At 41.2% G+C, this 14,594-nt stretch carries 13 protein-coding genes and 1 rRNA gene; 8 read left to right on the plus strand and 6 right to left on the minus strand.

The genetic code is table 11. From position 1 onward, the window contains the following. Positions 1-34: 34 nt before the first annotated feature. Positions 35-529, minus strand: coding sequence for a DUF2780 domain-containing protein (locus PAND9192_RS16340; RefSeq protein ID WP_087821955.1), 495 nt, complete (start codon positions 527-529; stop codon positions 35-37). Between the two features lie 178 nt (positions 530-707). Further along, positions 708-1,328: a BamJ family beta-barrel-assembly machinery protein gene (gene bamJ / locus PAND9192_RS16345; protein ID WP_060998717.1), complete on the minus strand. Its 621-nt coding sequence runs from the start codon at positions 1,326-1,328 to the stop codon at positions 708-710. Positions 1,329-1,452: 124 nt separating this feature from the next. Here bamJ and PAND9192_RS16350 point away from each other — a divergent pair, with 124 nt between their 5' ends. Then, positions 1,453-2,313 (plus strand): LysM-like peptidoglycan-binding domain-containing protein, encoded by an 861-nt coding sequence (locus PAND9192_RS16350; protein ID WP_144018108.1) that lies wholly within the window; start codon positions 1,453-1,455, stop codon positions 2,311-2,313. A gap of 82 nt (positions 2,314-2,395) precedes the next feature. Here the strand turns inward: PAND9192_RS16350 and PAND9192_RS16355 are convergent, their stop codons facing one another. The 4 genes from PAND9192_RS16355 to PAND9192_RS16370 form a co-directional block, all read right to left on the minus strand. Continuing rightward, complete coding sequence (locus PAND9192_RS16355; RefSeq protein ID WP_087854598.1) at positions 2,396-3,268, minus strand: DMT family transporter; 873 nt, start codon at positions 3,266-3,268, stop codon at positions 2,396-2,398. After that, positions 3,268-3,729: a GNAT family N-acetyltransferase gene (locus PAND9192_RS16360; RefSeq protein ID WP_087854599.1), complete on the minus strand. Its 462-nt coding sequence runs from the start codon at positions 3,727-3,729 to the stop codon at positions 3,268-3,270. Before PAND9192_RS16360 ends, PAND9192_RS16355 begins: the two co-directional genes overlap by 1 nt. A 66-nt stretch (positions 3,730-3,795) precedes the next feature. Beyond that, entirely contained in the window at positions 3,796-4,392 is a 597-nt protein-coding gene (locus PAND9192_RS16365) for a Crp/Fnr family transcriptional regulator (protein ID WP_087854600.1), read from the minus strand. A 95-nt stretch (positions 4,393-4,487) separates the two neighbouring features. Continuing rightward, positions 4,488-6,455 carry a bifunctional 2',3'-cyclic-nucleotide 2'-phosphodiesterase/3'-nucleotidase gene (locus PAND9192_RS16370; protein ID WP_087854601.1) on the minus strand — a complete coding sequence of 656 codons (1,968 nt, stop codon included), beginning with the start codon at positions 6,453-6,455 and terminating at the stop codon, positions 4,488-4,490. Positions 6,456-6,871: 416 nt separating this feature from the next. On the opposite strand from PAND9192_RS16370, the gene cysG reads away from it, so the two are divergent. From cysG to PAND9192_RS16405, 7 genes are all read left to right on the plus strand, one after another. Further along, positions 6,872-8,287 carry a siroheme synthase CysG gene (gene cysG / locus PAND9192_RS16375; RefSeq protein ID WP_087854602.1) on the plus strand — a complete coding sequence of 472 codons (1,416 nt, stop codon included), beginning with the start codon at positions 6,872-6,874 and terminating at the stop codon, positions 8,285-8,287. 13 nt (positions 8,288-8,300) lie between these two features. Continuing rightward, complete coding sequence (cysD, locus tag PAND9192_RS16380) at positions 8,301-9,209, plus strand: sulfate adenylyltransferase subunit CysD (RefSeq protein WP_080174973.1); 909 nt, start codon at positions 8,301-8,303, stop codon at positions 9,207-9,209. 10 nt (positions 9,210-9,219) lie between these two features. Then, positions 9,220-10,641 (plus strand): sulfate adenylyltransferase subunit CysN, encoded by a 1,422-nt coding sequence (cysN, locus tag PAND9192_RS16385; RefSeq protein ID WP_087854603.1) that lies wholly within the window; start codon positions 9,220-9,222, stop codon positions 10,639-10,641. Between the two features lie 5 nt (positions 10,642-10,646). Continuing rightward, on the plus strand, positions 10,647-12,377 hold the full coding sequence (locus PAND9192_RS16390; RefSeq protein WP_087854604.1) for an SLC13 family permease: 1,731 nt from the start codon (positions 10,647-10,649) through the stop codon (positions 12,375-12,377). A gap of 19 nt (positions 12,378-12,396) precedes the next feature. Then, positions 12,397-13,020 (plus strand): adenylyl-sulfate kinase, encoded by a 624-nt coding sequence (cysC, locus tag PAND9192_RS16395; RefSeq protein WP_065167945.1) that lies wholly within the window; start codon positions 12,397-12,399, stop codon positions 13,018-13,020. 24 nt (positions 13,021-13,044) lie between these two features. Then, positions 13,045-13,782 carry a 3'(2'),5'-bisphosphate nucleotidase CysQ gene (gene cysQ, locus PAND9192_RS16400; protein WP_087846091.1) on the plus strand — a complete coding sequence of 246 codons (738 nt, stop codon included), beginning with the start codon at positions 13,045-13,047 and terminating at the stop codon, positions 13,780-13,782. A 697-nt stretch (positions 13,783-14,479) separates the two neighbouring features. After that, a 16S ribosomal RNA gene (locus PAND9192_RS16405) occupies positions 14,480-14,594 on the plus strand; the annotation flags it as partial.

The following is a 14,594-nucleotide window of genomic DNA, read 5'->3' on the forward strand; positions in this document are numbered from 1 at the left end:
CGCTGCCTTGTCGGTTATTGGCTGTTGAGTCTGCTTATTTTGCAGCAGTCGCTGCTGGTGCCCATACTTTATCTAATGCACCTAAAAGGGCATTACTCGCACCTTGTTGGCCTAAGAATTGAGTGATAACGGGAATGAATTTATTGATCATGCTTGGATCCATACCGAGCAGTGAGAATACTTTATCAATATTAGCTTGGTTACTTAGCAATTGACCTAATCCCATTGGTAATGAGTCTGTTAGCTTTTCAGCACCAGGAATTAATTTTGAAAGTTCACTGCCTTGTGGGCCTGAAAGTTGACTCGCTGCTAAACCTAATAAAGCGCCTGCGCCACCTGCTGCTTGTTCAGGTTTGACACCAAGCTCAGAAATAAGAGTTTTTGTGAGTGGGTTTTGTGCCACTTGGCTGACCACTTGATCTGCACTTTCGCCACCGAAAATATCAGACAAACTAAAAGCGTAGCTCATGGTGCTTGATGATAATAATGCAACTGCAGCTAAAGTCGTTACGATACGACGTTTTTTCATTGAGAGACTCCTTAGTAAAGATAAATACCGAAGTCTTTAAAATTAGAAATTGACTTGGGTATGTCAATCCTAGTGAAGATTTATCAAATTGTAATGCTTTTTTTATTGGTTAACGTTTATTGCAACTATAAAAAACGGCGCTTAAAGCGCCGTTTATTTATATGTTCAGCTTACGATATTAAAGAATATCTAGTAGCTCAACTTCAAATACTAGTGCAGCATACGGAGGGATTGCAGCACCTGCACCGCGCTCACCGTAAGCAAGGTTTTGTGGAATAGATAGTTTCCACTTAGAACCTACTGGCATCATTTGAAGAGCTTCAACCCAACCAGCGATCACGCCAGTTACAGGGAATTCTGCAGGTTGACCACGAGATACAGAGCTGTCAAAAACAGTGCCATCTGTTAGCATACCGTGGTAATGCACACGAACTTGCTTGTCAGAAGTTGGAATTTCACCGTTACCTTCAACTAGAACTTCGTATTGAAGACCTGAATCAGTAACTGTAACTTCTGGACGCTGTGCATTTTCAGCTAAGAATGCTTCACCGTCAGCAGCAGCTAGTTTAGCTTGCTCTTGACGTGCAGCGTCTGCTGCTGTGTGAAGTTCACGTAGTGCATTGTTGATTTCGTCAACTTCGATTTCTGGCATCTCGCCAGCAAGAGAAGCTGCAATACCTTTAGCAATTGCTGCTACGTTTAGGCCTTCAAGACCACTTTGTGCTAGTTGTTGGCCCATTTGTAGACCAATACCGTAGCTTGCTTTAGTCTCAACTGTATCTAGTTTAACGTCAGACATTATTGTCATCTCTTAATGTAGAATGAATTAAAGTAAGCAGGATAACAGTTTCGCCCCCATCGGGTAAATGTTTGTAACCAATATTCGCTAATTGCGTGACATATGAAGCTTCGGAGTGCTGTATATGGGAAAGGTAAATCGCCGTTCAAATAAAAAAAACGGCCGCCGTCAACCGCCAGTAACATTAAACATTGGTGTGATGAAGGCAAAGTGTGGTGAGCGTATAGCTGGCATTGGTCAGGTATGGCAGCGTTTTCCACGTTTTCATCGTTGGGCGTTGATCATTTTAATTCCGATATTTATTGGCGTGTTAATGTTGCCGTCAGAACAAGAATTAGAAGGAGGGGCGGGTAATGTACCGATGCGACGTGATATCTCACTAAACCTAGGTAATAGTGATGTTGCAAGCCAAGTCAGCTCCGGCCCAAATATTCAAGCAGAAAATAATCCTGATGGCAGTGGTAAGCAAAGTGTGGTTAAACGTACTGATGTGGTATTAGATAGCGCTGACATTAAAGAAGATGCAGGAATGAAAGCTACGGGGGGAACAGAAGATCGCGGTCCTGCGCCTGAGCGTAAACCTATGGCATCAAAAATTTATCCAATTAATGGCGGTAAAGTCTATACCATTGATCCTACGACCCATAAACCTGTTGTGGTATCAAAAGTTGCTCAACCTCAAGCCCAGCCGACATCAGTGGCAGCGAGTCAACCTGCGGGTATTGCTGGTAAGTGGTACAGTTTGAAAGTACCTGCTGGAGAAACGCTAGCGAATATTTTCCGTGATAAGAATTTACCGTTAGGTGATCTTTATGCAATGGCAAATATTGAAGGTGCGGGTAAGCCAATTAGCCGTATTCAAGCCGGACAAACATTACGTTACCGTCAAAATAGCCAAGGTAAAATTGAGGGCTTACAAATTCAAGGCAATGGTATTTCTGCGTCGTATGCAAGAAATGCGAGTGGACGTTTCTATCGTCAATAAATTCGATTGTGATTGGATCTAAACCAAGCAGCCGCCAATGAATCTGTCTTACTTATAAGTCAGCTTGGCGGCTGATTTGTTTTTAATCGCTATCATGGATAAAGGTATTGTTACGATAACGACGTTTTGGCCATGGCGCCATTGGCACAATAATCAGTAAAATCCCTAATCCTGTGAGCCAGTCAGGTGTTTCGTTAAACCATAAATAACCAAAAATTGTCACGAATATCAGCCCTGAATATTCAGCAAGGCCAATTTTATAGGTCTCACTTTGACGGTATGCCGCAACACAACTTCCTTGATAGCCTAATGTGAATATCGCGCTTGCCGTAATTAATAGCCATTGCTCAGTCTGTAACGGTTGCCAATATTGATACGCTAATAGACTCGATACTGGCAACGATAAAATTCCAGTCCAAAACAGAGTACTGATAATCGGCTGCTGTGGCGGCAGCTTTCGCACTAAAACATTATACAGCGCTAAGGTAGATGCTGTACCTAAAGCGGCAAGTGCTGCCCAATGAAATTGCTCTGGTCGTAACACTATCACTATGCCAATAAATCCGATTGCAGTTGCCAGTACTTTTTGTTTATTTGGGCGTTCACCTAAAATGATCATTGAGAGTGGTAGCATTAATAACGGCGCAGCATAAAACAAGGCGTTGGCGGTTGCTAATGGTAAATAGGTTATGGCAATCAGTAACATGCCACTACCTGCTAATACCAGATGCGCACGAATAGCATTAATTTTCCAATGGCCAATATCTCGTTGGGCTGAGGGTAATCGTAACCATAACGGTGTAATCAGTAACACACTTAATAATTGGCGAATAAACATATATTGAAATGCTGATACGCTGCCATTTAATAGTTTTACAGCCACATCAGATAATGATGACGATAAATTGCCGCAAATTAAAATCGCAATACCTATTGAAACAGCAGACCACCGCATTACACCAGCTCTTGCAATAATTGCATATCAACGTGAGGGATACCGTCTTCAAGGTACATTTCAGAGGTTTGAGTAAAGCCGTGTGATTGATAGAAATCAACTAAGTATTGTTGAGCGCCAATTTCAATTAATTGCTGCGGCCAAATTGCTTCCGCATGTGCTAACCCTTGACGCAGTAATTGATGCCCTAATCCTGATTTACGTTGGTTTGGTGTCACTACTACTCGACCAATGCTGACATTGTCATAGGTTACCCCTGGTGCTAAGAGGCGTAAGTACGCGACTAACTCATTATTAGCATAACCGAGTAAGTGATAAACATTGTTGGCACGATCATGATCATCAAGATCGGGGTACACACAGTTTTGTTCAACACAAAATATGTCGGAACGCAGTTTTAAAAGGTCATAAAGCTGGTGGGTGGTCAGCTGTTCAAAGGGTAAACATTGCCAAGTTGTCATGATTGAAGTCCTTATTAAGTATGCTGCGAGTGTATCGGTATTTATTCGTCATGAAATTAACAATGGTTAACTTTTCTCAATAATATCGTCACTTGCAATCCGTTTTTTGATACGGCTGAGACTAATAGAAGTAATCCCTAAGTAAGATGCTAATTGGTAATCGGTAATACGGCCGACTAACTCTGGAAAATGGTCGCAAAACAATTGCAATCGCTGCTCTGGCGTGTGCATTAACATAAAGCGTTCTTTGTGTTCTTTATGCAGTAATTGGCGTTCTAATAATGCTTGATAAAGTGGATGTTGTTGCTGACGCCATTGTTGAAATAAGCTGATTGGCAACATGATTAATTGACTGGCAGATAATGTTTCTAATAAAAATGCCGAAGGTGCGTTAGTGATTAAACTTTCAAAGCCAATAATTACATCTTGATCCCAATAGAACTCTTTACTGAATTGTTTACCTTGATCCGTAAGGTAACACGCATGACAAAGACCATTTAACAGAAAGTAGCAATGGGTTGGCGTTTGTCCTTGGTGTAATAAAATATGTCGAGTGGGTAGTTCTAGTTGTTCAGCAACGGCAACCACATCGTTAATGGTTGCTGTATCAGCACCAAGTTGGGTTAAAAAAGTGGTTAATTCAACGTGGTTTTTAGATGGCATAGGTAATCTAACGTTTAAAGAGGCAGTAGCAGTAGTGTATCAAAAAAAATACCGCAACCAAGGTTGCGGTATATCGATGTTACTTAAGGCACAGATTATTTTTTAGACTGAAGATCCAATTGGTAAATTGCAAATCCACCCGGAGTGGTGCTTACTTGGTGCATCGGGTATTGACCTTTATCTTTAATAAACGTTGCCGCTTTCTCACTGTTAGCTGTTTCAAATTGAATCTTTAACTGCTTATCACTTTTCAGTGGGGTGAAATGCCAGTTATTGTCTGCACTAGGTACTACTTGACCTTTTTGTTTGCTCACTCGACTAATGTAATCAGATAAGACAGTGCGATTCTCATCTGGTGATGCAAAGGCAATAAATGCTTCACCTGTACCAGCAAACTTGCCGCTGTAAGCGCGGTAGTTATTGGTTGCGATTAAGAACGTTTGCTTTAGATCAATTGGTTTACCATTAAAGCTTAAATCTTTAATTCGGTTTGCAGTTGGATTAATTAGCTTACATTCACCATCGTATTTAGCTGGTTGTGAAATATCAATGTTGTATTTGACGCCATCAATGACATCAAAGTTGTAAGTACGGAAACCATCCCAGTTAATTAAACCTTGTGGTTTATCACTATTAACATCAATTTGGTTAAATTGCGCTGCTGAACATTCAAGCCACTCTTTAACTTCTTTACCCGTCACTTTCATTGCAACCAGTGTATTTGGGTATAAGTATAAGTCAGCTGCATTACGGAACGTCAGTTGTCCTGCTTCTACTTCTGTGTAGTTACCTGCATCATTACCACGACCACCGGCTTTAAAAGGTGCGGCAGCAGATAATACAGGTAGACCATCAAGATCAGGATCGCCTTGAATAAAGCGTTCTACGTAATCTTTCTGCGCAAGGTTGACGATTTGTACTGTTGGATCATCTTGAACCAATGCTAAATAGCTGTACATCACATCGCTAGCTTTACCGATTGGCTGGTTAACAAAATCACGGGTGGCATTATGATCAATTTTTACCGCTGCAACTAATTTAGGATCAGCTTTTACTAATGGTTGTTGATTGGCTTTATCAAAGATCGGACGGGCTTCAGTTTGGGCTGAGGTTACTTTCCAGCTATTACCGTCTTTGTCTAATACTAAATCCATAATACCGACATGATCGCCCCAGCGGCCAGGCATTACTGCTGGAATACCATTGATAGTGCCTTTTTCAATATCAGCACCAGGTAGGCTGGCAAAGTCTTTACTTGGGAATACCGCATGTGAGTGACCAAATGCAATCGCATCAATTCCTTCAACTTGAGTAAGGAAGTAGACTGAGTTTTCTGCGCCCACTTTATATGGATCAGCTGATACGCCTGAATGTGGAATGGCGATAATAATATCGGCACCTTCCGCTTTCATTTGTGGAATAAACTTTTCAGCAGTTTGTTTAATGTCTTTGGCTTCTACTTTGCCTTCAAGGTTGTTTTTATCCCACACCATAATTTGCGGTGGTACAAAACCGATATAACCAATTTTTAGTTTTTGGTTGTTGCCATCGTTATCTTTAAAGGTGTAATCCTTAATAAGATAAGGTGTGAATAAGTTTTTACCCGTTTTTAGATCATATACGTTGGCATTGATGTAAGGGAAGTTAGCACCTTCAATACTGGTATCAAGGAAATCTAAACCATAGTTAAATTCGTGGTTACCTATATTACCAACAGCATAGCCAAGCTGGTTCATCACTTTATAAACCGGATGTACTTCACCTTTTTTAATGCCTTTTGCTGCCATATAGTCACCCATTGGGCTACCTTGCAACAAATCACCGTTATCCACTAACACACTGTTTGTTACTTCTGCGCGTGCTTTCTCAACTAAGGTCGCAGTACGTACTAACCCCGTCTTATCGGTAGGCTTATCCTTGTAATAATCATAATCCATCACATTGGTATGAATATCAGTTGTTTCAAGAATACGTAATTTAATCGTTTCTGCATTTGCAGGACCTGCAAGCAACAGTAGTCCGCCCAATACCGCGATAGATAAAGGTTTAACAGCTAGTGTCATGTGAATCTCCAAAAGGGTAGGCAAGAAAAGCGCGCCTAAAATAGCAAATCTTATGCGAATACTATCGCCACCTATCACGTAATTGTGCTTTAACTCTCATTTTTTATATGCATAGCTATTATTAAGCCGCCAACAAATAGCAATTACACACTTAAAAGCACAAAGCGTTAATTAAATTAAGAAAGAAAAAGCATAACTTAGGTTCGAAGTGATATTTGAATATGCTTCATTAGGCTTGCTATTAGCTATTTATATTTAGTTTGTATTTATTCATGGTTGATCATTCTATTCGGTGCTCAAAAATTAAGGATCAATGTTCCAACCAAACTTTTGGGTATAAAAAATGAAACTTTAGAATTTCAAGTAATATCGCAGCCTCTCTATAGTGGTAACAGAGCAACAATGGAGAGTGAACAATGGATTATTTGCCAATATTTGCAGACTTAAAACGTCGACCATGTGTGGTTGTCGGTGGTGGCAATAGCGCATGGCGCAAGACAAGGATGTTATTAAAAGCTGGAGCTGATGTCGGTGTGATAGCGTCAAAGCTTAATGCTGACTTTGAAGCGGCTATTGCTGCAGGTCAAGTACGTTATATTAGCGAAGCATTTTCACCGAGCGATCTCGATGGTGTTTTTTTGGCTATTGCAGCAACGCCACATAAAGAACTTAATGCGTTGGTGTATCAATCAGCTAATCAACGTCAAGTATTAGTCAATGTAGTGGATGATACGCAGCGTTGTAGTTTTATTGTGCCCTCTATTGTCGATCGTTCTCCTATCATTGTTGCCATTTCATCATCAGGTAAAGCCCCAGTTTTAGCGCGGTTATTACGTCAAAAATTAGAAGCAATACTACCTCAGCATTTAGGCAAGATGGCAACGCTGGCTGGTGGTTTTCGAGGCTACCTTGCAGCCAAGCTTCCTTCATTTTCGAGCCGTCGCGCCTTCTGGGAGCAAGCATTTAATGGTCGTTTTGCTGATTTGGTTGCCGTCGGTCGCGATACAGAAGCGCAGCAAGCATTACAACAACAATTACATCAGCATACGTCGCCTGTCGGTCAAGTTGCTTTAATTGGTGCCGGCCCTGGTGATGCAGGCTTATTAACTTTACGTGGGTTGCAATTAATGCAGCAAGCCGATGTGGTGCTGTATGACTACCTTGTCTCTGATGAAGTGATGGCATTAGTACGCCGTGATGCAGAGCTCGTCTGTGTCGGAAAAAAAGCCGGTTTTCACAGTGTGCCGCAACAGCAAACTAACCGATTAATTGTTGAATATGCCCAACAAGGTAAGCGAGTCGTAAGGCTGAAAGGTGGTGACCCATTTGTGTTTGGACGTGGCGCTGAAGAATTAGAAGTGCTAGCAGAGGCTGGTATTGATTTTCAAGTCGTACCGGGTATTACCGCAGCTGCTGGCGCAACCGCTTATGCTGGTATTCCATTAACTCACCGTGATTACGCGCAAACAGCGATGTTTATAACCGGTCATTTAAAGCCCGATGGTAAGCAGCTTGATTGGTCAACTTTAGCTCGTGGTAATCAAACTTTAGTGATTTATATGGGGTTAATGAAATCGAGCCACATTCAACAGCAGTTATTACAACATGGCCGCGCCGCTGAAACGCCTATCGCCATTATTGAGCGCGGTACACAAACCACCCAAAAAGTATTAACCGGACAATTAGATCAACTTGCCGATTTAGCACAGCATGCTGCTTCGCCATCGTTAATTGTGGTCGGTGAAGTCGTCAAGTTGTCACATAAATTAGCTTGGTTCACAACAAAGGAACAGTTATCACCGCAACCTGAAGCGGTAGTGAAGCTGGCATAGCATGGAGAGAGAGATGGACCCGAAACGTTTAACCCACCTCAAGCAACTCGAAGCAGAAAGTATTCATATTTTGCGTGAAGTCGCCGCTGAGTTTGATAACCCTGTAATGATGTATTCGATTGGTAAAGATTCATCAGTGATGTTGCATTTAGCCCGTAAGGCTTTTTATCCCGGAAAAATTCCATTTCCGCTATTGCATGTTGATACCACTTGGAAGTTTCGTGAAATGATTGAGTTTCGTGATCGTACTGCCAAGAAATACGGTTTTGATTTATTAGTCCATCAAAATCCAGAGGGAATCGCGATGGGAGTGGGGCCATTTACTCATGGTTCGTCAAAGCATACCGATATCATGAAAACTCAAGGCCTAAAACAAGCACTCGATAAATATGGTTTTGATGCCGCATTTGGTGGTGCTCGCCGTGATGAAGAAAAGTCGCGAGCCAAAGAGCGTGTGTATTCTTTCCGTGATAAAAACCACAGTTGGGATCCTAAAAATCAGCGCCCTGAATTATGGAAAACTTATAACGGTCAGATTAATAAAGGCGAAAGTATTCGCGTGTTCCCGTTATCCAATTGGACTGAGCTCGATATTTGGCAATATATCTTCCTTGAGCAAATTGAAATTGTGCCACTGTACCTATCCCAAGTACGGCCAGTTGTAGAACGTGATGGCATGCTAATTATGGTAGATGATGAACGTTTAGAGTTACAACCAGGCGAAACCATTGAGCAAAAAAGTGTTCGGTTTAGAACCTTAGGATGTTATCCATTAACGGGAGCGGTGGAATCAACTGCTGATACTTTACCGGGGATCATCGAAGAAATGCTGGTGGCTACTTCAAGTGAACGCCAAGGACGCGCTATCGATCATGATCAATCGGGCTCAATGGAATTGAAAAAGCGCCAGGGTTATTTCTAAGGAGAGAATAATGAACAGTGTCATAGAACAACAGGTGGCAGAACTGGGTATCGAAGCTTACCTTGATCAACACCATAATAAATCGCTGCTACGGTTTTTAACCTGTGGCTCCGTTGATGACGGCAAAAGTACCCTCATTGGTCGTCTGTTACATGACTCACATCAGATTTATGAAGATCAACTTGCGGCTATCCATACCGACAGTCAAAAAGTCGGTACCACAGGCGATAAACCGGACTTAGCCTTATTAGTCGATGGTTTACAAGCAGAGCGTGAGCAAGGGATCACCATTGATGTTGCTTACCGTTATTTCTCAACCAAAGCACGTAAGTTCATTATTGCCGATACTCCAGGGCATGAGCAATACACCCGTAATATGGCAACAGGCGCATCGACGTGTGATGTTGCGGTTATTTTGATTGATGCACGTAAAGGCGTGTTAGATCAAACGCGTCGTCATTCTTACATTGCTAGCCTATTAGGTATTCGCCAGTTTATTGTGGCGGTAAATAAAATGGATTTAGTTGATTTCGACCAAGCGCGTTTTGAAGAAATTCAGCAGCAATACCTTCAATTCTCAAAAAAGCTTAATCCTAAGATCAATATTAAAGTGTTACCACTATCGGCATTAGAAGGCGATAACGTTGTCAGTCAAAGTGCCAAGATGGCGTGGTATCAAGGTAAGCCGTTATTGACCTTATTAGAACAGGTCGATTTATTATCTGGTGATGACTCGTCAGCATTACGTTTTCCTATTCAATATGTAAATCGTCCTAATCTTGATTTTCGAGGGTTTGCTGGCACATTAGCTGCCGGTGAAATTCATGTAGGACAGCGTGTAACCGCATTACCTTCAGGAAAAACATCCACAGTTGAGCGTATTGTTACTTTTGATGGTGATTTGGAGACCGCAGCTCAAGGGCAAGCAATTACCGTTACCTTAGCGGATGAAATTGATATCAGCCGTGGTGATACTTTGATTGCAGCCGAAGACGAAGTGCCATTAAGTAATAATGTACTGGCTGATATCGTGTGGATGGGGGAGACCGCACTCGCGACTGGGCGTCAGTATGATATTAAAGTAGCAGGTAAAAAAACCTTAGGCAGTGTGAGTGCTATACGTCATCAAGTTGATATTAATAGTCTTGATACTTTTGCGACCGAGACGCTACCACTTAACGGCATTGGTCTGTGTGAAGTCAATCTTCATGATGCGATAGCTGTAGATAGTTATCAGACCTGCAAAGACACAGGCGGATTTATCATTATCGATCGTTTAACCAATGTCACCGTTGGTGCTGGTTTAGTGCGTGAAGCACTCGCCGATCAGCAAAGCAGTCGTTATTCAGCGTTTGAAGTTGAATTTAATGCGCTCGTTCGTAAGCATTTCCCACATTGGGATGCCAAAGATATTGGTCAATTACTGGAGTAACGTGAATGAGCTGGGAACAAGCTACTGTGCTGGCAATGCTAGTAGTGATTATTCTCTGCTTGCTCACCACGAAGATTAAACCCGCGTATTTATTTGCTGGCAGTGCGTTTATTGGTTTTCAATCAAATTTAATTGAATTACCAGCCATTGCCGCAAATTTTACCAACCCGTCGTTATTAACTTTAGTGTTATTGATTTTAGTATCGATAGCACTTGAAAAAACACGCTTGATAAGTTGGGTCGGGCGGCAAATTTCACAAGGTGGTCATAGCTCGGTTGTCGCAAAGCTTGGAATATCAACGGCGTTATTATCTTCATTTACTAATAACACTGCGGTGGTGGTGTCGTTAATTGGAGCAATAAAACGTAATCAGCGTCATGCACCTTCTAAATTATTACTGCCTTTATCTTATGCTGCTATTTTAGGGGGAACACTGACCCTCATTGGAACATCAACCAACCTTATTATTAATAGTTTTGTTGAAGATGTTGGTTTACCTAGTCTGGGATTTTTTGCACCGTCCATGATTGGCTTAGCAGTATTAGTGATCGGTTTAATGATTTTAATACCCTTGAGTTATTTATTACCTGATAACGACGATCATAGCGAAGAGCAATTACCTTATTTTTTAGAAGCGCGCGTTAAAAGTGATTCTCCATTGATTGAAAAAACGGTCGCAGAAAATGGATTGAGAGCATTACGACGGTTATTTTTAGCTGAATTAATTCGTGATGGTAAAACCATTGCACCGGTTTGTCCTAACACACACTTACAAGCCGGTGATCGGTTATTGTTTTGTGGTGATATTGAAAGTGTTACCACCTTACAAGAAATCGACGGTTTGCATCTATTTGGACAGCATCATTTAAATGGCCAGTCGATGATGGAGGTAGTGGTTAGCCATTCTGCTGCTATTTGTGGTCGTACTTTAAAAAATGCCCAATTTCGAGAAAACTTTGATGCCGTTGTGGTTGCAATTCGTCGTGGTCATGAACGATTAGCGGGGGGCTTGGGAAATATTGAGTTACGCGCAGGTGATACGTTAGTTATTGTGCCGGGAAAAATGTTTAATCAAAAGCGGGCTATGCTTGAACGTGAATTTGTATTGGTTAATGGTCTTGATTCAAGTACACGTTTAGATAAACGTCGTAGCGCTACCGTATTAGTTGGATTTTTAAGTGTTATCGTATTGGCATTAATTGATTGGTTACCCTTAATAAAAGGATTGGCTATTTATTTGGTGTTACTCGTTGGATTAGGACTCATTTCTTTTACAGAGCTTCGACGCCGATTTCCGATTGATATTGTGGTGATTGTTGGATCTGCATTAACACTGGCGCAATTAATGATCACCAGTGGCTTATCACACTATATGGGGCAAGCTTTGATCGCCGCATTTAATGGCTGGGGGGTTTACGGTGGGTTAATTGCGGTTTATTTACTAACATTAGTTCTGACAGAATTGATCACCAATAATGCAGCTGCTGCCTTAGCTTTTCCTATTAGCTATAGTTTAGCGCTTGGGTATGGCGTCGATCCAATGCCGTTTATTATGGCAGTACTCTTTGGCGCGAGTGCGAGTTTTATATCTCCTTATGGTTATCAAACTAATTTGTTGGTGTATAGCGTTGGTAATTATCAAATTAGAGATTATCTGAAACTAGGGTTACCGCTCTCGATTGTGTATTCCACAGTAGTGTTGATCTTGATCCCATTAGTCTTTCCTTTTAACTAAATTAACAATGGAATATGTTATGAATACCACACCAAAGTCTCATGATGATAACAATAATATTGTTTGGCATAGCTATAGTGTGACCAAGCAACAACGAGGACAGCAAAAGCAACAGCAACCTTGTGTATTATGGTTTACAGGATTGAGTGGTGCCGGAAAATCGACAATTGCTGGCGCGCTAGAGCATAGGTTACTAGCATTGGGTTACCATACTTATTTATTAGATGGTGATAATGTTCGGCACGGATTGTGTAAAGATCTTGGGTTCTCAGCTCAAGATCGACGTGAAAATATTCGCCGTATCGGTGAGGTTGCCACATTAATGGCAGATTCAGGATTGATCGTACTGAGTGCGTTTATATCTCCTCATCGTGAAGAAAGACAAATAGTTCGAGATTTACTGCCACAGGGGGAGTTTATCGAAGTGTTTGTTGATACGCCTTTAGCTGAATGTGAAAAACGCGATCCTAAAGGACTGTATAAAAAAGCACGAGCAGGTGAAATAAAGCAATTTACAGGGATTGATGCAGAGTACCAATCGCCTTTACAGCCTGAAATTCACTTAGCCGCTGATAGTCATAATATTAATGAATTGGTTGAGCAATGTATTAATGCTTTACGTCGTCGAAGTATCATTGCTTGACCATCGGTAATAGGAGTACCGTAAGTGACCACATTACTTGATGCTATATATGCCATTGCATTGGATGCAGGTAAATCGATAATGACGCATTATCACAGTAATATAGCCATTGAAAATAAACACGATAATAGCCCCGTTACCATTGCTGATCTTGCTGCAAATGAAATTATTATTAGTCAATTACAGCAACTGACTCCCGACATCCCTATCATATCAGAAGAATCACCGCAGACTGATTGGCACCAGCGCCAACATTGGTCATCTTTTTGGCTGGTGGACCCACTTGATGGTACCAAAGAGTTTATCAATAAGAATGGCGAGTTCACTGTTAACATTGCGCTGGTTGAGAATGGAAAACCTATTTTAGCCGTTGTCTATGCTCCGGCATTAAATAAAGCCTGGTTGGGTGATGGAAAAACAGCTTGGCTGGTTACTAAAGCAGGCAAAGAGGTCATTCGTCTTTTACCTGCTACTGTACCAACAGTTGTTGGTAGTCGTTCACATCCTTCGGTTGAGTTAGAGGCTTACCTGCAACAACTCGGTGAGCATAAATTAGTGGCAGTAGGATCTTCATTAAAGTTTTGTTTAGTCGCTGAAGGACGAGCTCAATATTATCCGCGTTTAGGACCAACAATGATGTGGGATACTGCGGCTGGTCAATGTATTGCTGAAAGTGCTGGCGCGACAGTGAACGATCTCGATGGTTTTCCACTTCGTTATGATCGCGAAACGTTATTGAACCCTGCTTTTGTTGTTTCATAAACATCATAAATGAACCAAAAGTCAGGGGGTGGTTAAATAGTCAACACTATTTTCAAATAACGACTATCAACAAAGAGTCTTTCTGTATGAAAATTGACTCTTTTGTGGCTTTTGGTTGGTATTACTAGCATTCGCACCAAAAAACCAAATAAACAATTGTCATCCTTCTCGTTCTATCTATAATGCACCCCAACGATACGGAATACGTGCGGTTAGTAACTTGATTACAACCTGTGTATAACTTGTCGGTAAGCGGTTTATAAAAATTCACAAGCTTTAATTAAGGTTTTACCTTTAGTTTTAGATGTGAAAATCGCAGTCTTGATTTGAATTTTATTCAAATGGTAAGAAATATTAAATATATCTTACGCAAGGCAGGTCATTAAAGGGTTTTGAAAAATAAATTCAAAAAACTTGTTGACTTTAAGCTGGCGCGGAGTAGTATACGCAGCCTCAGCCAATACGATGTATTGCGCTAATGTTCTTTAACAATTTGACCATGCAATCTGTGTGGGCACTCGTTGAATAGTTAAGTCGAAAGATTTATCAATGAACTGAGTGACCAATACAAATAACTACGGTTATTTGGCACAGTCAATTCATTACCATTCTGTTGGAATGGTAATAGCTTTAAAATTACTAAGGTAGTTTTGAAGTCAGTATTCATTGAGCCGTTTCGAAAGAAACAACAAAACTTTAATTGAAGAGTTTGATCATGGCTCAGATTGAACGCTGGCGGCAGGCCTAACACATGCAAGTCGAGCGGTAACAGATTGATAGCTTGCTATCAATGCTGACGAGCGGCGGACGGG

It is taken from the genome of Photobacterium andalusiense, from assembly GCF_900185625.1.
In the GTDB taxonomy this organism is placed as follows: Bacteria; Pseudomonadota; Gammaproteobacteria; order Enterobacterales; family Vibrionaceae; genus Photobacterium; species Photobacterium aquimaris.